This is a genomic window from Ruminococcus sp. RTP21204st1_B2_RTP21204_210225, assembly GCF_040914135.1.
Lineage (GTDB): Bacteria > Bacillota > Clostridia > Oscillospirales > Ruminococcaceae > Hominimerdicola > Hominimerdicola aceti.
On record NZ_JBCPGA010000022.1, the window covers coordinates 18,894 to 38,656 of the forward strand.

General features: G+C 40.4%; 20 protein-coding genes. All 20 read right to left on the reverse strand.

The window, feature by feature from the left end:
* Nucleotides 1–15: 15 nt before the first annotated feature.
* The 20 genes from AB5123_RS08920 to AB5123_RS09015 all read right to left on the reverse strand — a co-directional run bounded on the left by AB5123_RS08920 (nucleotide 16) and on the right by AB5123_RS09015 (nucleotide 19,312).
* Complete coding sequence (locus tag AB5123_RS08920; RefSeq protein WP_117865695.1) at nucleotides 16–345, reverse strand: DUF3852 domain-containing protein; 330 nt, start codon at nucleotides 343–345, stop codon at nucleotides 16–18.
* Complete coding sequence (srtB, locus tag AB5123_RS08925; protein WP_117865694.1) at nucleotides 342–1,124, reverse strand: class B sortase; 783 nt, start codon at nucleotides 1,122–1,124, stop codon at nucleotides 342–344. Before srtB ends, AB5123_RS08920 begins: the two co-directional genes overlap by 4 nt.
* Nucleotides 1,117–5,454: a SpaA isopeptide-forming pilin-related protein gene (locus AB5123_RS08930; protein ID WP_368364717.1), complete on the reverse strand. Its 4,338-nt coding sequence runs from the start codon at nucleotides 5,452–5,454 to the stop codon at nucleotides 1,117–1,119. Before AB5123_RS08930 ends, srtB begins: the two co-directional genes overlap by 8 nt.
* Before the next feature lie 86 nt (nucleotides 5,455–5,540).
* A complete protein-coding gene (locus tag AB5123_RS08935) occupies nucleotides 5,541–6,467 on the reverse strand; it encodes a transglutaminase domain-containing protein (RefSeq protein ID WP_368364718.1) in 927 nt (308 codons plus the stop codon).
* A 109-nt stretch (nucleotides 6,468–6,576) separates the two neighbouring features.
* Nucleotides 6,577–6,939, reverse strand: coding sequence for a SpoVG family protein (locus tag AB5123_RS08940; RefSeq protein ID WP_117865691.1), 363 nt, complete (start codon nucleotides 6,937–6,939; stop codon nucleotides 6,577–6,579).
* Between the two features lie 14 nt (nucleotides 6,940–6,953).
* Entirely contained in the window at nucleotides 6,954–8,390 is a 1,437-nt protein-coding gene (locus AB5123_RS08945) for a DUF3849 domain-containing protein (RefSeq protein WP_117865690.1), read from the reverse strand.
* The gene (locus AB5123_RS08950; RefSeq protein ID WP_181983523.1) at nucleotides 8,387–8,659 is read right to left on the reverse strand and encodes an AbrB/MazE/SpoVT family DNA-binding domain-containing protein; all 273 of its coding nucleotides are present in this window, start codon (nucleotides 8,657–8,659) and stop codon (nucleotides 8,387–8,389) included. The genes AB5123_RS08945 and AB5123_RS08950 overlap by 4 nt, the downstream gene beginning before the upstream one ends.
* On the reverse strand, nucleotides 8,652–8,930 hold the full coding sequence (locus AB5123_RS08955) for a hypothetical protein (protein WP_181983524.1): 279 nt from the start codon (nucleotides 8,928–8,930) through the stop codon (nucleotides 8,652–8,654). Before AB5123_RS08955 ends, AB5123_RS08950 begins: the two co-directional genes overlap by 8 nt.
* Nucleotides 8,927–9,766: a DNA adenine methylase gene (locus AB5123_RS08960; RefSeq protein WP_117865698.1), complete on the reverse strand. Its 840-nt coding sequence runs from the start codon at nucleotides 9,764–9,766 to the stop codon at nucleotides 8,927–8,929. Before AB5123_RS08960 ends, AB5123_RS08955 begins: the two co-directional genes overlap by 4 nt.
* 125 nt (nucleotides 9,767–9,891) lie before the next feature.
* Nucleotides 9,892–10,089 carry a hypothetical protein gene (locus tag AB5123_RS08965; RefSeq protein WP_117865688.1) on the reverse strand — a complete coding sequence of 66 codons (198 nt, stop codon included), beginning with the start codon at nucleotides 10,087–10,089 and terminating at the stop codon, nucleotides 9,892–9,894.
* Complete coding sequence (locus AB5123_RS08970; protein ID WP_117865687.1) at nucleotides 10,089–10,451, reverse strand: hypothetical protein; 363 nt, start codon at nucleotides 10,449–10,451, stop codon at nucleotides 10,089–10,091. Before AB5123_RS08970 ends, AB5123_RS08965 begins: the two co-directional genes overlap by 1 nt.
* Nucleotides 10,451–11,227, reverse strand: a complete 777-nt coding sequence (locus AB5123_RS08975) for a phage antirepressor KilAC domain-containing protein (RefSeq protein ID WP_118054602.1) — start codon at nucleotides 11,225–11,227, stop codon at nucleotides 10,451–10,453. Before AB5123_RS08975 ends, AB5123_RS08970 begins: the two co-directional genes overlap by 1 nt.
* Entirely contained in the window at nucleotides 11,228–12,439 is a 1,212-nt protein-coding gene (gene dcm, locus AB5123_RS08980) for a DNA (cytosine-5-)-methyltransferase (RefSeq protein WP_368364719.1), read from the reverse strand.
* 85 nt (nucleotides 12,440–12,524) lie between these two features.
* On the reverse strand, nucleotides 12,525–12,698 hold the full coding sequence (locus AB5123_RS08985; protein WP_242992070.1) for a hypothetical protein: 174 nt from the start codon (nucleotides 12,696–12,698) through the stop codon (nucleotides 12,525–12,527).
* A 55-nt stretch (nucleotides 12,699–12,753) separates the two neighbouring features.
* Nucleotides 12,754–12,981 (reverse strand): hypothetical protein, encoded by a 228-nt coding sequence (locus AB5123_RS08990; protein ID WP_117865683.1) that lies wholly within the window; start codon nucleotides 12,979–12,981, stop codon nucleotides 12,754–12,756.
* Nucleotides 12,982–13,045: 64 nt separating this feature from the next.
* Nucleotides 13,046–13,369 (reverse strand): DUF4314 domain-containing protein, encoded by a 324-nt coding sequence (locus AB5123_RS08995; protein ID WP_117940718.1) that lies wholly within the window; start codon nucleotides 13,367–13,369, stop codon nucleotides 13,046–13,048.
* A gap of 7 nt (nucleotides 13,370–13,376) precedes the next feature.
* Complete coding sequence (locus AB5123_RS09000; protein WP_117878144.1) at nucleotides 13,377–14,210, reverse strand: DUF6329 domain-containing protein; 834 nt, start codon at nucleotides 14,208–14,210, stop codon at nucleotides 13,377–13,379.
* A gap of 523 nt (nucleotides 14,211–14,733) precedes the next feature.
* Nucleotides 14,734–15,642 (reverse strand): hypothetical protein, encoded by a 909-nt coding sequence (locus tag AB5123_RS09005; RefSeq protein WP_368364720.1) that lies wholly within the window; start codon nucleotides 15,640–15,642, stop codon nucleotides 14,734–14,736.
* A 351-nt stretch (nucleotides 15,643–15,993) separates the two neighbouring features.
* Entirely contained in the window at nucleotides 15,994–18,369 is a 2,376-nt protein-coding gene (locus tag AB5123_RS09010) for an AAA family ATPase (RefSeq protein ID WP_368364721.1), read from the reverse strand.
* A 139-nt stretch (nucleotides 18,370–18,508) separates the two neighbouring features.
* Nucleotides 18,509–19,312 (reverse strand): hypothetical protein, encoded by an 804-nt coding sequence (locus tag AB5123_RS09015; RefSeq protein ID WP_368364722.1) that lies wholly within the window; start codon nucleotides 19,310–19,312, stop codon nucleotides 18,509–18,511.
* Nucleotides 19,313–19,763: the final 451 nt, after the last annotated feature.

Below are 19,763 nucleotides of genomic sequence, written 5' to 3' on the forward strand. Positions count from 1 at the left end.
TTCATTTTCCCCCTATCAGATTATGCTCCAGATGTACAGCGGACAGGTCAGAGAAAAGATCAAACAGCCGAAAATGATAGCGATCGGCGTCCATTCAAGCTGACCGTGTTTTCGATAGTCGAGATATGCGAGACCTATCTTAACAAACAGCAAAACCGCAAGAATTACGTCAATTACGGGGAACACAACGTTGTTTACAACCGACACCACCTGCGACCTTGCGGTAGTCCATGTGCTTTGGACTGCTCCCGCAACATCGCCGGAAGCGTAAGCTGTAGTCGACATCATTGTTGCAAAGCAGAGTGTGCTTGCAATCGCTGCAATAACTTTCTTTTTCAACTTCATTCCACATCACTCTCCTCGATAATTTTTCCTACCAGAATAGTACGGCTGTTACCCTCCGCACTTGTACAAGTGGATAACATAAGCAAATGGTCACTTTCGGTTACTTCAATCTCCTTGTAAATACTTGCATAGTTTCTGAGCTGATTATCCCATTCATTAAAATTCGGAGCAGCAAGATAAAGTCCGCTTGTATCGGAAGTTCTTGCAACCGCAAAGAAATCTATAAGCCTGACATCGTTCTCAGTGGTCAGCCAGCCGTAGCTGTGATTCATGAAATATTCCTCGTTTTCGTAATTCGGAATATCCGCAAACATCGTTCCGTTTCCCATATTGTGACCGTAGATCACGCTATTAAAGTCAGAAAAATCGCTTGAACAGCGATAGTCCATAAACAGTGATCCTGCATACAAATATGAGCCGTCCACCGCCCTGCGCGTGTAATATTCGTTATCTCCCGACTGCATGATCGGATAATCTATATTCGTATCTGGAATATACAGCCAACCCACAGAATCGTCATGCTCGTTGGAAAGCTGACGTACCTGTTCGGTCAGTTCTTCTTTGGTATCCTCGGGAACTCTGTCGGCGGAAGGCTTGCTTTTTTCAATATCGACCGCTTCGTCAAGCGTTTCTCTCGCTATCGGCGTGGGAGCATAGATCAGAATATCACGCCAATTGATTTTCTGAGCCACATCGTTTTTTACCAGAAGATAAATTCCACCTCCGAGGAGGGCGGCTGCGGTCACAGCCGCAATTGTGCGAATAACTTTTTTATTCATGCTTTTTTCCTTTCTTTGTGATGATAAGAATGGCAATGATCACGCTTGCAGCTCCGAGCATTGCAAAAGCTGCAAAATCACTGTGGTTATCGCCTGTATACGGAGTAGTCGTTTTAGGTGTAAGCTCGTCATACATAATGACTTCGGTCACGCTACCGTCAGCGTTTACTGTGAACTTGATTTCATTTGCTATCTCATAGCCCTCCGGTGCGATAGTTTCTTTCAGCGTGTACTCCTTGCCTGCGATCAGCTTTCCTTCGATGAAATGCGGTTCGCTTGATGAAACCCATTCCTCAACAACATTTCCGTCCCTGTCTATAACCTGAAGCTTTGCACCGGGCAGTTCCTCACCTGTGGTGATATCCTGCTTGGAAATCTGTACCTTTGTTGTGTCGTCGATCATTACAACGAGTGGATTGCCGTTCTCCGAAGTCGCTGTGGCTTCAACGTTTTCTACGGTAACATTGCCGTAAACGTCAACTGTAAACTTAATATCCGTAGCAATCACATATCCGTCGGGAGCCGCAATTTCCTTGAGCGTGTAATCTCCGGCAGGAAGTTCGGTTACAACATGATTTGTGCCGTCGGAAGTCCACTCATCAACGATTTCTCCGTTAGCATTTTCAAGCTGCATCTCTGCTCCGATAAGCTCCTCGCCGTAGACATCAATCTTAGACAATTCAACGGTAATAGGCTTGTTAATTGTACGAACCGTGATAGTTTCGCCGTCCTCGCAAACAGTTACGGGATAGCTTTCATCACTGAGAATATATCCTGTGGGAGCTTCGATTTCATGAACCACATACTCGCCGTAGGGGATCTCATCAAACTTAAAATATCCGTTTTTATCGGAAACAGCGGTCATATATGCGCTTTCAGAAGTAAATTCGGCAGTATCAACTGCAAACAGTCCGAACAGAGCGTTTTCAAGAGGTTCTTCGCTCTCGTTCACCTTGATACCCTCGATTTTTCCGCGTTTCAATTCATTTACGAACTGACCGCAGTCGATTGAAACTGTAGTTACTTCCTGTCCCATATACTCAAATGTCACAAGATATTTTTCGCCGTTTAAAACGTAGTGTTCATCAGTTGCAATTTCCTGAACATAATACTTGCCGAATGGGATTTTTTCAGCAATGACAGCAGTCATATTTTCGTCAAGTGAAACCTCAGAAATGAGACCGTCCGCAGGAATTACAGTACCGTCTGCCGCCGTAATATCTTCTGCTGCAAACAATCCGAAGCTTACGCTTGTATAGCAGTCCTTGCCGTAAATGCCAAACAGCTCGTCGTTCTCCATAACCTTTGAGAGACTGATCTCAACGTCCTGATAATCATTGACAAATGACGTATTTACGGTATCAAGCACTGCGATTTCCTGTCCTGCATAGGTCAGTTCAACAAACTGTGATTCCGTATTCTGAACATAGCCAAACGGTGCAGAAACCTCCTTGATTTCGTAATTGCCAAGATAAAGCAGATCGCTTTCCGCATAGCCGTTTTCATCGGTTGTAATTTCAGCCACAACATCGCCTGCGTTGGCTCTGATTGTGCCGTCAAGCGTAACGATATCCTCCGAAGCGATCACCTGAAATACTGCGCCGGAAAGATTTCCGCTTGCAAACACGGGAGTGTAGGTGGTCGGATTTACTGTCATCTCGCCGTTTTCATCCGTGTAAGCGGAGGACGCCATAGCAACGGTTTTAAAAATATCACCTGTTTTCTGAACCGAAATTCTGCCTTTCTGAGCGGTGTTTTCTTTGTGAACTTTAATGACTGTCAAAGCATTTTCTTCCTCTGCGTTATCAGCAGAAACTGTGAAGGGCACGGGTGTGCTGTCCAGAACATAACCCACAGGAGCCTGAACCTCAACAAGAGAATATTCGCCGTAGAGAAGAACCTCGGGAGTGATGAGGTATCCCTCGTTGTTTGTGTAAAATACATCGATAGTTGTGGGAGTAGGATAGCTGAAAGTCATAGAAATCTTCTGACCGTTTGAATCATAGATCTCAAAGCCTGCGCCCTCATAAGGAATTGTTTTTCCTGTTTCGGAATCGACCTTTACCACCTTAACATAGCTTTCAAACTCTGCATTGTTGATAAGATAGCGGTAGGTCTGTCCGTTCTCGCTGATGTTGACATCGAAGTCAGCAATAAACTCAGTACCCTCCCAGCCGACTGTCTGATGCACAGTGTAAACGCCGTATGGCATATCCTTTGTCTGTGCAAAGCCGTTTTCATCGCAAGTCAGATGATCACGCTCTGTTTCAGCAGCATTTCCATAACTGCCTGCGCTCTTGAGATAAACCTCAAATTCAGCGCCGACTTCGGGCGTTTCGATCTGAGTCGAGCCGTCGTCCGTATGCTTGATGACTGAGATATTGCCCTTTATTACGTCCTCAGTCACAGTCATAGAAATGAGATTACTTTCAATTGTGTATTTTTCCGGCTCTGCGCCTACGGAATGAACAGTCATATCAAGCAGATATCCCTCGGAGGGAGAAATCTCCTGAACTGTGTAATTTCCGCAGACATACTCTTTTGATTTGAAATATCCATTTTCATCTGTGGTGTAGGTGTCAATCAGTTCGCCGTCACGGTAAATGCCGTAAACTGCTCCTGCAAGAGTACCGTCGCCCTGTGCGGAAACTGTTTCGGAATCCTGCTTTGTTACTTGGGCGGTAAACTTTTTGAGAACGTTTTTGAATGTCTTGGTTGTAGTTGCGTCAGCAGTAAGAGTTGCTGTCTGATCCGCAGGAACAACATATTTTACGGGTACATTTTTTTCAGAAATCGTGTAAACAATTTTCTCGTTATTGCTGTCGTAAACGGGAATATCGGAAAGAATTGCGATACCGTCAGAACCTGTTTTTATGCTGTAAGTCTTGCCGTTACCTGTTACAGTAAATTCTCTGCCGCCGTTCTCTCCGTCCTCCGACTGTTTATTGATCTTGATTGAACCTGTTTTAAGTTCATTGTTGAAATTGACATTGACAGTCAGATCAACATTTCCGCTCGTCAGCGTAACGTTCTGCGCTTTCGGAGTTTCATATCTCGTATCTACGTTGATTTCGGATACGGTGTAGACAATTGCTTTACCTGTGGACATATCATAAACTCTTAGATCGTCAAAGGCTGCAATTCCGTTTGCATTGGTTTTGGCAGTTTCAGAGAGCGATTTTCCATTGTATGAATAGGTGATTTTAAACTCCCTGCCGCTGATGATTCCGTCCTCTGCGGTTTTGTTAATTTTAATTGTTCCTGTTTTGAAATCTTCTGTCACCTTGTTTTTTCCTGCTTTGATTGTATAAACAGTAGGATCAATAGAATAACCTGTAGGAGCTTTTAATTCCTTTGCGTAATAAGTGCTGTCGGGAAGTTGAATTTTACCTGTGCCGTCAGCGCCTATGGTGATTTCGCCAACCTTTTTGGTACAGGACTTGTCACTGTAGATTCCGTATACCGCTGTGGAATTGTCAACACTTGATTTTCCTACAAGATTACCGTCCGTATTGTACTTATCGATCTCAAAGGTAACATCAGTTTTTGTGATCCTGAAAGCGTACATATTCATCGCAGTCGCAGTTTTACCGTCGGTATTGTTGTTAATGACAACACCCTGAGATCCGTTGGACTCGATCCTCCAATGAGTACCTCCTGCGCCTGTGCCGTCGCCGACTGTGGAGCTTGTTATGAGCGATTCGGAAACTCCGATAGATTTCAGATAAGAAACAACGTCGGAACGGCTGTCAAATTCGCCCATATATATCCATGCGTGGTCGATACCGCCGGGATTCTCCGCCACAACAACCGAACCGGGAGTGATCGTCGAACCGTCGGAGCATTCCCAATACGGGCGGTCGGTAGTCTTGATATTTGCCTTTTCCACGCCAACCTTAGAGGTTACGCCATTGTAGGTGATCGTACAGCTGTCGCTGACAGTCAGCCAGTGAGCAGTATCAACGGGCACAGGGTTATTCCACGAAAAACCGCTTGTAGAATAGCCGAGCTGTGTGAGCGTGTAGTACACAAGTCCCGAACAGTCGATACCAAGGTTGTTGATCGTCTGCACCGACAGCGGAGTGTACTGTCCCTGATTGTATGCGTACCAATAGCCCTTATTGCCAAAGGTATACGGCGAGCCGAGAAGAGTTGCAGCTTTTGCTACAACCGTATCCGCTGATGGAAAAGCTGAATTTTCCGTTGACGTACTTGCCACATTCGCTGTGATAACTCCGCTCATAGATGAGCCCAGCATAGAAAAAACGCAAAGTCCTGCCATGAACCCTGCGCTGAGTTTCTTTAATATCTTTGATTTAATTTTAAACATATATTGCATTTCTCCTTTGATTTTGCGCAAATAAAGAGAGTCGGAGAAATCCGACTCTCTTTATTGCATATTTGTTGTTTACTTAATTAGTAAGCAGATTCGCTTACCGAAATATCAATTGTAATATCACTTTCATCAAATATCCGGGTAATATCACCGTATTTATCTGATTTTAAAAATCTGCCGCCTTGTGTGTCGAACACATACCATGCTCCGTCCACATTTACCATATTTGCCATGTGTCCATACCAGTCATCGGGGGAGAAAAACGCATACCGACATTCAAGCCCAATCCCCTTGCAGGCATACATTGTTGCCACTGAGAACACTTGACAATTTCCGCTGACATTATTCTGAATCCAATTATACACGGCTTCGGCTTTTCCATAATCAGAACCATCGTGACTCAATCCTGCACCGATGTTGTAATATTCATCGGTCGTTCTTCCGAGCGAATTTACATAATTCAGAACACTTTGCAGGTTTGTTGTATCTTCAATTACAACTTCAGGCGGTTCAGTCTGCGGTACTGTAGTCTGCGGCTTAGTTGTTGTAGTAGTCGGCGGATTCGTTACCGAAGGCTTTGCCGTTGTTAACGGAGGAGAGGGGGTATTATTCTGTTCCGCTCCGTTATTACTCTGAGGATCATTTGACGGCGAATTATCGGGCTGCGGATTATTCTGTGCAGGCTGGTAGTTATTTTCCTGACCGTTATTATTCTGACCCTGATTAGAATTTCCGTTCGCATTTGAAGAACCAGATTTCTTGGTCGTAGTTACTGTGATATCTGTCGGTTTTGAAGTCTCGGATACCGTCTGCGAACTCTTTCTCGTAGTAGTTGTGGTTTCACTTGTATCCTTTTCTTCCTTTCCAGATGTTACTGCGGAGCCTGTGACCGTGGTCGTAGTTTGGCTCACTGCCGAAGTTTCCACACTTTCTACGGACTCCGATACATTTCCGCAGGCGGTCAGCATTACCGTGCAAAGTATTGATATGACCGTTGCTCTTTTCATATGATCAACTCCTTTCGACAAGCAATATATCACACCTTTTCTTGTAAATCCAGCCTCTTTTCAAAAGTTCTACCTTTGTGACAATTTACACAGCAAAAGCTTTAGCAAACTACATACTCATAACCGGCTCAGGTTCATCTTCAGGCTCGGACATTTCCTCATCAGGGGTGTTCTCAACCTCGATATCCGTCTGCTGAACCTGCTGAAGCTTGAGATCGTAAGCATTGAGTACAGCCTGATTTACGGCAGTTCTCGCCGACTTGGTTATGGCATGGAAGGTGTCGCTGTACTGCTTGTTGCCGTCCTTATTAGTGTATGAGGTGGAAGGCATATTGACAAACCTGCCCTTTTCGGTCTCGATGACCCTCAGTCCGTGAACGGCGAACATACCGTCCATTGTTACGCTGGCATATGCCTTGATTGCCGAATCCTCTTTGTTTACCATTCTGTTGATAGATGCGTGTATTTTCATAATTTCATTCTCCTTTACATGGTCTGTTCGATTTCATGTTCTTCTTCAAATTCTTCGTCCGGTTCGATTATTTCCGGCTTGGTTTCCCTCACTGCGATAAGCCCTATGCCCGGCAGATTTACTACCACATGATTAAACTGCTCCTTGTACTTTTCAATCTGCTCGTCGGTAAGTGAACAGCTGTCCCACTCGCCGTATTCGTTCCGGTAGTTGCCTGAAATGTAGAATGTACCGTGGACAAGAGTTTCTCCCACTATTCTGTTTGGAGCAGAGCCGTTCAGCAGAAATTCATCATTGCACCAGCAAAGAGCGTTGTTTTGGGGTTCGAAATATATAGGCTCGATGCTGCCGCCCACAACTTCTTGCATGGCATGGATATCATTGCGAATTTCAGCTTCATATGGAGCTTTTCCGTTTTCCACGATAAGAATTTTCATTATATCCGAATGATTTGTTTTATCGATATCGAAGTCTATCGGCTTGAATCCAACGCTGTCGCAGAAGTAAAAGCCTTTATCCTTGCCGTCGCAGATTTCAATGACATTGCTGACTGACATCGACTCTCCGAGATATCCGGGAGGTGTTTTGTCCGAATTGCAAAGGGCGAAAACACTTTCAAGGCTGTCACAGGTCACAGTACCGCCGTAAATCTGACGGTAATTCTCAGCTTTTATGCCGCCATGTGATTGTGTGTAGTCGTAATTCATAAAAGCGAGCTTATTACGGTCCTTTTCATGGTCGATCTGAAAAATCCTGATCTTCATCTGCGGAGCCTCGATCTGTTCAAGCCGTTCAACCGCCCATTTCGGAAGCTGCTCATAGTCGGCAACTCCGAAGAAATCCTCACGGTAGAATTGTGCTTTTTCGTCGTCCGCAAGGAACTGCCCGAATACCTTTCTGCCCGATTTTTCGGGATCGCAGCCAAAGCCGCCTGCTGCGTAGAAATACTGATTTATTGGGTCCTTGAACTGTTCGTTAAGGATTTCGGGCTTGAGGATCAACAGCTTTCTTTCGTAATCCTGCGGCTTATCGGATTGAACGCACTGTTTTTCGCCCACAAGTCCGAGCCTGTCATATCTTTTCTTTACCTGATCGATAAAGCCGTTAAGCACGGCGGGATGAGAATCAACACAGTATTCGCGCATTTCTTTTTGGGGAAGATATGAGGGGATAACAGACCTTGCCCACTCCTTGTTCTCACGGGAGAAACGACCGTCATCTTTCTTATTAAGAATGCTTGCGGCAAGCACCCACATTGTACGGTCATAACCGAAATCGGCTATGACCTTTTTAGCCCCATTTTTATTCAGAGTGAAACCGTCGAAACTATCTGAAATAGCCGATTCTATCGCTTTTTTACAGCGGATATTTTCCGTCCGGCTTTCACGGTATGCCTCAATTTCTCCGGTGAGTTTTGCGTTTTCAAAAGATTGTCTGTACAGATAACTCATACGTTTTTCACAGCTCCTTTTCTTTTAAGTCTCATAAGAGTTTTTAAAAGCCTTTCTCTTTCCTCCAGCACAAGTGACTCTACAAAGGAATCAAGCGGTTCACTTTCCGATTTGCAGTCGTCACACAGCTTCTCCTTTGTAACAGTTATCGTATTTCCCTTGGCGTCAAAGCTAAGAATATTCCCTGACCGTATATTAAGGGCAAGCCGTATTTCATAGGGTATCGTAATTCTGCCTTTCTTTCCTAACACCCGTACAATTTTATTCATCACTGCATTCCTCCGTTTCCTCGCCGCAGTAAGCATACAATGGACAATTACCACAATCATCATGCATGGAGCAAGTCCGTTCGATCTCTTCATCCGAGATACCACAATCACGGCGTTCTCTTTCGGGAGCATTACGCCATATCGTGAGAGAAACACCGCCGCCGTCGCACTCTGTTTCTACTCTTACGGGATTCCCGTTTTCATCGTAAAGTCCCGAAAATTCGGTCTTTCCATTTGTTGTGAGTACCTGTGCAAAAATTATCTTTTTCATAAAATTATACCTCCAAAATTGTCTGTTTCATCGTCAAACAGCGAGAGCTGGCGTACAGACCTTGCTCTCTCGCTCGTATCGTAATTGGATATGAGGAGTTCCGCATACTGACAGCCGCCGTCGTACCGCTGTGCCAAGTTGTTAATTCTGCTGATCTCCTCGATGCGGATATTCGGCTTGTCCCATATCTCACGAATTTCGGGACAGTCGTTGTAAGAAACAAGAAACTTGCCCTTGATATCCAGAAGAGTGTCACGCAGTCTGATATGATCCTTGGTTTTAAACCCGACGTCCTTGTAATAGTTTTCGGTAGCAAAGTACGGCGGATCGCAGTAGAAAAAGCTGACAGGGCGGTCATACTGCCGTATCAGCTTTTCAAAATCCTTGTTCTCAACTATGACTTTCTGCAATCGCCTCGCCGCCAAGTCTATCATCGGGAAGTCCGACCAAATGGAATGCGGCTGACTTGCAAAGCTGTCAAGTCCGCTTGCATAGCTGTAACGAATAAGCTGATAAAATTTTGCCGCACGATCAATGTCCCGAAATTTCGGGAAAAGATTGCGTTTATGAAGCCCTGCTATCCAATCAAAATCCTCACGGGAATTGAGGACGTACCGCAGCTTGTATTTCAGCTTATTTGGCTTATCTCTGACACAGCGGTACAGATTAGAAAGATTGCTGTTAAAATCGTTATATACCTCAAAATCCATACCGGGCGGCTTATGGAACAGAACCCAGCCTGCGCCTCCGAAAACCTCTATATACCGCTCATAGTAGGGTGGAAACCTCGCAAGTACGGCGTCTCTGAGAGCCTTTTTTCCTCCTACCCATGACATAAAACTGTTCATGTTTTTCCTTTCTGCCGTTTATACCAACAGGAGAAAAGTCGCTTTGCAAGCACCAGATTTTTGATCTGCTGTTGGCAAAACGACCTTAATAAATATTAGATTTTACGCTGTTTTCAGCCCTTGATTATCGGGTCAACGTATGAAAAAATTATTCGCTTCTGTTCAAGGTAGCCGTCGGCTTTGTTTACCTCATTGCACAGCTCCTTGTACTGCCGCTCCGAAAGTACGGGTTTTGTCGCTCTCAGCATTGCAGGAATACTTCCAATACAGAACTTGAAGTCCACTTTAGCTTTGATTTTGTTTGTATGCATTAACCCATCTCCATTTCTAAATCTTCGTCCTGTTCCGAAACGCATTCTTCAAGATTGTTCACAATGTAATCCGACAGCCATGTGCTTCCGAAATCCTCCCTCGTCCGGAGCCGCCATATTGCAAGCTTACCTACATCAAGCTGAACATCTTCAAAGGGAAACAGCAGACAGGTAAGGCCTCCGTTTTTAAAGCTATATGCCTTTTCAAACCTATTGTCATTCTGCAATATTCCGCTTTCCGTCAGCATATCGTTTATGCCGTCGACCCATTCCTGCAGATCGCCGCCGCACCCTTGCAGGACAAGTCCCTCGCTGTCATTCATTTTTCTCAGATCGTGTAAAGAAATGCTTTTGATCTCCATTATTGCAAAACCTCCTTCCCGTAATATTTTTTCAGCAGATTTATGACGAAATGCTGACCCTTTCCCGTCACAAACGTCTGCTGATAGGTCTTGGTCATAGTCGGAGTTTCAAACACCGACTCCTTTACCGCAAAATATCCTCGGTCGATAAACGCCTGATAGGGGAGATTATTCGCCATAAGCACTCTCATACTCTTAAGCCAGCCGTAGAGCTTGTTTCTTCCGACAGGGATATTTTCGGCTCTTGCCAATTTTGCCATAGCGTTCATGTCGATGAGATTATCGGTATTTGCAACCTGATTCGCAAACTCCACTAACGGTTGGTCGTGACGTATCCGCTCGTTCAGCTTGTTGATAGCCATCATCTGCAAACGGAACAGATTGCGGTACGGCTCGTCGAGAAACGGAAGATAGTTTTCTATGAACATTTGCTCGTTGCTGACGTAGCCGCCTGTTTGATTGATCTGAGGCAGAATTTTATCAAAAATCCACGACTCAAATTCCGCAGCTCTCGGCAGCTTGCTGTGTGCAACAAGTCTGTAAACATCTCCCTCAGGAATAAAAATCATCTTAATAGTTTTACTTGGAGACTGCGGATGAGGTAGGTCGTGTTTCACGCCCCACCTGCAATGCCGCTTTATTGCGTCTTTTGTATTGCTGTAGCCCAATGCAGAAGCCACGTCCTTGCCGCAGAACATAATTCTGCCGTTATCATCCTTTAAAATTCTGAGAGAACCAAATTCCTCATTTTTGAAAATCTTGATCATATTATTCATTTAATTTATCTCCTCATCAAATTTCAATAAATTTCTCGCAATTTCTTCAACAACGGGTACGCTTACGGCATTTCCGGCTTGTTTGTAGAGCTGTGCGTCGGACATCCCCGTTGCCGCAACTTTTTCGAATTGCTCTGTTGTAAAACCCTGCAGCCGCCATGCCTCAATTGGCATAAGGCGTCTTATCCGTCCATGGTGGACAATCCCGTGTCGATCGGTTACCGTAAGCGTAAACATCGGTTCGTTGGGATTTTTTATTCGTCTGCCGTTTTGACGGGTAGTTTCCTTAAACGGATTGATAATTGCTCTCGGTCCGTCCTCAATCAGAACTCCCGATCTTTCTCCTTTATGAGTTCCGTTTGTTACCCCCAAGTCCATTCTTGTATGCAGACATCGGGCGTTTTCCGTAATCTGCGGATTTTCGTTCAGATCACAAAAAACAGCGGAGTGTTCACCTTTGTGATGACTTACTCCGCTGTTCTGCCTTGCGGTTATACATCTTGCATTTTCTGTGAGATTAGGTGGAGGATTGCTGTCAATAAAGTACAGACCTGTTTTTCCGCCCATACCGCCCGAACCGCTGCACTGCGTCACCGCAAGTCCATCGGGATCATAAACTCTCGTGCCTTGACTTCCGCCTATGATTTGTTCAATTTTCCGGCAATTCTGGCTGTCGCTTTTTCCGAAAGCCAGTATTTTTCCGGAACAGTCGATTCCAAGACATCCTGCAATGTAAACTCTTTTTCTGACTTGGGGAAGGTAATCGGCGCTGTTATACACACGCCATTCCACGCAATACCCCAGTTGAGAAAGCGTTTCAATGATTTTTGCAAAAGTTTTTCCCGAGTCAATCCCCATGAGACCGGGTACGTTTTCAAAGCAAAAATACTTAGGTCTTTTCGCTTCAAGCAGTCGGGCAAGCTCAAAGAACAGATCTCCTCGCTCGTCGGCAAAGCCTTTTCTTGCTCCGCAGACCGAGAACGGCTGGCAGGGGAAACCTCCAATAAGGAGATCAAAGTCTGCAAGTTTTCCGACGTCAATATCTCTGATATTTTCATAAAATTGTTCACCTCCGGTATCGTACAGTGCTTTGTAGGCTTTCTGCGCAAATCTGTCAATCTCGCACCACCCCACAATTTCAAATTCTCCGACTCTTTCCAGAGCAGATCGGAAGCCTCCGATGCCTGAAAATGCGTCGAATACTCGTATCATTCAAAGCGCCCCTTTCTGATTTTGACAATAAAAAAACCGCTAAATGATCTCTCATTTAACGGCAGTTCTGCGATATTTAATTGTATTATTCGGAGTCAGCTCCTATATGACTTTCGATCACAGCCATTATTTCATTCAATCGGCTTTCTCCGATACCCTTGATCTTGGATATATCTTCACGCAGCTTGTCGAAGTCGACTTCTGTGGCGTGTACGTCGTCTTTTCCTGTCTGATATATATTCTGAATGAAATTGTCCATTGTTTCACGGTCCATAGCTTTAATTTTTTTGTATAAGGCTCGGTCAAGGAGCGGCTTATTCGGCATATTCATTTTCCTTTCGCTCTTTTATTCGTATAATGGGCATTTGCTTTACCTTCTTGCCGATTTTAACACGCTGCAAAGCGAATACCATATCGTTTGTGCGTTCAAAGTAACCCATATCATGTTTCCAGCTTATACCGCACTTACAATGCTGTAATCCGATAAACTGCTGTTTCATTTTTCTGCCGCAGTTCGGGCAGATCTTACTGTTTTTACTCATGAACGTATTCCTCTCAGAATTTTATCTTGTACATTATATCACATAAACCGCCGTATTTCAAGTCCTACATGGACATATCCATTTCCGGTTCTTCCGATAATTCCTCGATTTCTGCGATTTCTTCATTTTCCGTATTTTCTTCTGTTTGTTCGTCTGACTGAGTTTGTTCATGCTTGATCGTATGAAATTTATCTTCATCGGGCAGAAGATTCAAAGTTCTGCCGTTATCCCACTTAACCATGACTGAGCCGATATCGTCGACTCCAATAATAGTTCCATTGGTGCCGCTTTCCACAGGACATAAGTCCTCCATGTGGTCAAGACAAATCCGAGTACCCTCGGGATACCTCTGTCTAAGCAACTCAACTTTCTTTTCATTGTATACCATGCGTACCTCACATTGTCATTCCAATATCGGGTTCATCGGTCAAATCTTCTGACTGAATGCTGTTTATTTCTTCCTCCGTCTGCAAGCTCCAGTTGTCATCTGAATTCCAGAAGCTGACATAAATATCGCCGTCGGGAGTTTTTATCGGCCGCTGTTCAAGAGACTCCCCAACGCCGTCTGAAAGTTGTCCCTCGCAGTACGAGCGGAATTCTTCAAGCTCTTCATCTGTAAGCTGACCGTAAATCTGAGCCGTAATAACGCCAACAAGCTCTCCGTCGCGCTCCTCGACAGACATAAATGCCGAGCGTACCTTTTGGTCGACTGAATTGCCCTTGCCATACCAGTTCATGAGACCCCGTTCTTTCTCCTCGGGCATTGTAAAATCCTCAATAAATCGGTTTATCTCCGATTTGTAAGCAGAAGCCTCATAGGACGAGATTTTTTCGTATTCCTCGTCATACCGGCATTCCGGTTCTCTGTTGATTTCAAGCGGACAGTAAAATTTTAATTCCTGTAAATGATTCTGCATATGATTTTCGTACAACAGTTTGGCGTTTGGAATATACTGGGCATATCTTGCATAGGGAGCACCCTCAGACTCTATTAACAAGCCGTCGCCCTGTTGCTTGTCGTAGATCAGCAGACAATGGTGTACGCCGTTGCCGTACCACATACTGTTAAGGTTTTCACTTATGAGATCGTTATTGCACATCGGAGTGTGTTTCAGCCTCTCAAATTCTTCGGTCGGAACAGGCACAGCTTTTTCCACCACGCAAGTATACGTTTTGAATTCCGATTCTTTGCGAAGCAGATTTGTGTTGATTATAAGTTTGTTGTTCATTGATTTCCTCCTTTGTTTTATTTTCCATTTTAATAGTATAGCTGCCACACGGGTATCACGTCCTTCCTTGAGAAATAAAAAAAGACCGTTTTGTCATTTATCACATTTCGTGATATTAGACAAAACAGTCTTGAAAAGTTTGTGAAAGTTTTTTCATAAATAATCGGCAAGTTAAGAGCGAAATTTGCTCAAAGCCTGCCGATTTGTTTGACAATATTTCGTTGTGTAGCGTTCAAATCCTTCCGGTCGGCTAAAATCGTGAAAAAGCATCCACGGTTTTCACCTTAAAATTTCCGGTTAAAAAGCATGAAAAAAGCCCGTATTTACGGGCTTTTCGGCTGGTGCATCTTTTTTGTTCCACCAATATGTCTTGCGACTATGAAATAGATGAATAATTAGAACAGTTATTGTAATTACTTGTTTTTATATATACAAAGATAACGTATTAACATTTTGTTGTATATTATAAGTTTCAATTATAACTTAAAAAAATTATCGTGAGGAATAAAGTCGAGATCTACAATTAATTTCCTTTATATATTGACACACTATATACATTTATAACTCTCATTTCAACATCTTCAGAATTAATGCAAACTTGCTCAGAAGAGTATATTTCCAACTGTTTAGTTGATTCATCATACTTACAATCAGCACACAGATACATACCATCCTTTTCCGCTAATATTACTTTTGTATTATTATCTGTCAGTCTATAGTCATGTTTCAGTGCAGCAAATGATTCACCCAATTTAAAAAAGCAAAATGCTCCCATAACAACTAAAAAAACAAGCAATATAATTATTATCTTTTTACTATTTATCTTAGCATTCGTTTTTTTATCAATTGTTGATATTACCTTATCAACAGACTTATCAAACCATTTCATATTTCTGATAGCAATTCCTATTGTCAGACCAAAATAGTAAATTGATATGCATAATATTGATAAAGATCGTAAGCAACTTAATACATCAGAAATAGTTGCTTGCTTCCATATTAGAAAAAAATTATAATTAAGCATTATGCAGGCAAATATAAATAATGATATCATTGACAAAGCGCAAATAAAAATTATATTTCGCACCAATTTCCAAATATTTTTTGCTCTGATTATTACATATGCCATCAAAAAGTTCAGCGCCAATAAAATTATACTTCCAAAAAGAATATCAAATAAATTAGAAAAAACGTTTGCTTCACTTATATGATTATATGAACTATTAATAGAAAAATAATTATTATATCCCTCAATAACTATAGTAGATATTCCCTTAAGTATGATTCCAGATATAGTTAACACAATCCCTATCAGTGCCGCATATGAACCGTAATTATTATTCTGATCTTTTTTTATTATGTCAATAAGTCTATTTCTTTTATCATCATATGTAACATTTTCTTCTGAATGGTTTGTCGATTCGTTGCTCATTAAATCATCCTTTCTGATATATTACTTGAATAATATATTAAAACATAATGTAAAATAAGTTTAATCTTAATAGATTATTTTCTTTTTTACATATGTACCATTATTAATATCTCTAATTCTTATAAACCAGCCCTCAATTTCATCCAAACAGTTCATTTGGAACAAAATTATTTGTGATACACTTTTATTTAATGTCTGCTTTCTGCATTACTTATTTCTGCATTCGCATGATCTAATCTTTCATATCTGCAACCACAGACTTATAATATTGCTGAGGTCAAATAATGTGCGAATTCCCATGTAATAGTGTTTTAATTTACTAAAATAGAAACTATTTTATGCAATAGCAATTTAATCTGTTGGAATATTTTTAATCCAATTCTCAATAACGGTAATATAATCTCCTAGGCTATGTCCATTATCGTAAAGATGCTCTTTAACATGTAAAGGATTTATGAGGTACAGATAACAGATTATTTTTTGAGCCGTATCTTTAAGCTGGTCTGAGGTATAACTCTCAAAAAAATTCGTATCCTTTAATGAAAGCACTCTTTCTTCAAGATGGCTTTCTCCGTTTAACACCAATCTGTACATATAGTTTCTGAAATAGTTTTTATGATTTTTACAAAGATCTAAAATATCTTCATTCGTAGTAAGTGCATCTATACCCTTTTTGTATAAGAAAGTTCCGTGAGCTTCCAATAGTCGTCTCATACTATTTCCGATAGTAAAATCGGAAAGTAATGAGTCCTCACCATTGGCATATCTATATATTTCTTTCATAAGTAATGAATACTCATTTCTTTTCATATCAATATGTTTGGTATTATCGATTTGTCGATCCTTAAGCTCATAATTTTCAACAAACTTATTCTTCAAATTAAATTGTTCCCCAATTTCTTCGCCGGCTTTTTCTAAATCATATACAGTAGATAAATCATGAGATAGCAGTAGTATTTTACTGTTTTTATTACCATAAAAAATTTTTGATAACTGATATTTCAAATAAGTTATCACTCCAACTTGGTTTTCTCTATCAAAGCTTGAAATAGGATCATCAATTACTATAAAATACTCATCCGTGAAATTATCAGTTGAATTATGATTATCCAACATTTGTGTGAAGAAGTAGCAAAGTGCAATTATATTACGTTCACCTGTAGATACTTTATCAGGTGTAACTTTGATACCATTTGACATTAGGTAATACTTACCACTTTCGGCATCTACATCTAATTGTAATCTCTTATTTGAAAAGAAAATATAGCTTAGCGCTTCATTTATCATGTCTTTTGCAATCACTACGTTTTTCTTCTTATTATTTAAATTATCAATTTTTACTTTTTTCTTATTGTATTCTTCTTGATATTCTTTTATTTTACTGCAACATTTATTGTAAGAGTCATACGCGTTTTTATATTCAGCATAATCCCTTGAAAACTCCCAATAGGCCATTTCTCTGTTCCAATCAGAGGCTTTCTTCTTGCTTTTATCGATTTCTTCGAGTTGCTGATTATAAATATTTCTTTTTTCCTCAAGACAAGAAATAGCATCGTTTAACGTTTTAATTTCCTGTATAATGTTGTTATCAGAAAATGAAATTGGAGCATATAGAGAATTTATCTTATCTTCAATAGACTGACCATATTGAGATAATAGAGAATTTACTATTCTATACTGAGATTCAACGGTTTCATATTCTTTGGTATATATACCTTTAAAATTATCTGCGATACTGATTATTTTATCCAATTCGTTTATCATCTCAGTAATGTTTTTATCATATTTCGCTAACTCTCTTTGATGATTTTTAGCTTCTTCAGATAAAATCTTCTCTATCGCTGATAAAATTATGCTCTTTTCTTCTGAATTGATAGGTCTAAAGCAATATGGACATATATCTTGATCCTCATTTTCAAAAACTATTTTTATGTCACTAATGTACTGAGAGCCTTTTTGACTATATATTTCAATGATACGTCTATCTCTATCATTCAAAACAGGTTCCTCTATTTTTTCAGCTAATAGTCGGGTAACATTCTGAAAGAAATTGCTTTCAAACATAAGCGGTTTCATTGCATCGCTAACTTTGCTATGAGATTCTGTTCCAATTATAGACATTAACTCTTGAAAATGTGCAAATGCATCTTCTCTGCTTTTAGAAATTACAGGTTTACCAAAAATCTTTTCAAGACTACTCGTTGTGATATTCGGTCTCTTACCGGAAATTAAAATTTCTCGTTCAACCCAGTTATTTGATGATTTCAACTTTTCCTTAAGGGTCTCTATTTTATATTTGTACGAATCACTATTCTTTACATTTTCAAGCAATCTTTTAGTTGATTCTTGATCATCAATATAGCCTAGGTATTCTTCTAATTTTTTATTTACCTCATTAATTTGTTTGTCTATCTCAACTTGTTCACCAAATAGAATAACTGCCGATAGACCGTCATTTTGTACTGCAACTTTATTATTTATGTAATCTTCATTAAAAACAAAAATATGATTCTGAGGAATTAACAACGGTTTATCATTCTGGTCTAATAATGAACAGCTTAAATCACTTTCTACGTTACAAAGAGACTTTGATATTGTACTCTTGCCGCTGCCATTCTTTCCATATATTATACTTATTCGTGATTCATTTTTAGTGAAACATTTCAATTTCGTCGCAGAAGGGAAACAACGACCGGATATTTTTAAGCTCATAATTGATTCTACCATATTGAAACTCCTTTTATAATGTAAACTGTAATTAATAATTCATCTTTTGTTTTTAATGGTATAATTCATAATAAATCCTTTCTGATTTTAATTCTCATTGAAAAAAGCCCGACTATTTTCTATTATATATATTGCAATATTAGTGAGTAGGACAAATTTCGTTGGGCAATTTTCCAGTCAGTATCATCGAAACCAAAATCACAAAAGAATCCCTTTCGTCTTCTTTTATAGATGGCAACAACTTTAAAAAGTTTTTTTCGGCATCATCCAGATTTCGAGCAATACTAAACTTATTCAAATATGGTTCGAGTAATTTAAGGTCTTCTTTTAAACGCTCAAGCTCAAATTCTTGAAGCTGTTCGTTGTTATAACATTTTATTAAAAAAGCATATGCATCTTCTTTCATATTACTTTTTAAATATGCTTTTGATAATTTATCAATAACAAAATAAGACGGATTTGCGTCATAATACTTTGACAATATCATTACTCGGTATATAGGAGGAAGCGTACTAAACACAGTTGGTATCCATGAATTATGTTGGTAATTCCCAAAACCATTTATTAAAAAGTAGGAAAAAACAATTTCAAGAGAGAAAGTTGTTATTGCTTCTAAAGATTTATCAATATCCTGAGAAGAATAGTTTCCCTCTTCTCCATCATGTACTCCCATATTGCCAATACCTTTTGCATTTAAAAGATCATCTACAATTATGGGATTCATAAATTCTTTGCAAGCCTCAATTTTATTATGAAGTTTATAATCTTTCCATTTTCTTTTTGTATCTGGTTTCACCAATTGAATAATTATCGAGTCACAAACCTTTTCTATACATATCCTAACATCCTCTGCACGATGATGAATTTTCTCTGAATCATCATTTGCATATTGATAATATTTTCTTGATAAAGGTGAAATTAATGGGATACTTATATTTTCCATACTATTCCTCCGAATTAAATTATCGCAAATAAACATAAAAACTATTAACACAAAATAATATACAATTATACACGATTGCCAAGCCATCTAACATAATTATACACCATTTTACAGCATTTTTCAATAGAGCTAGTGACATTTTAATAATTCAAGCATGATTTCTATATATTGCACAATCGACCAACCTTAGCTTTGTACATAATTTCAAACACATACATTATTATGACATATTTCGACAAATCAAGCAAGAAAATCGACTTATTATAAAGCCGATTTTCATAGCATTTTTATTTGTCCCACATATTTTACATACATCCCTTCCCCTCACACTCCACAAAATCCTTCGCCAACTGTTCCGCCTCAGCCAAACTGTCCTCCAGTATCTCAAACCCCACAGCCGCAGAAAAGCTGTCGATCTCAACACGTTCGGTCTCGTCTGCGAAAACCTGTA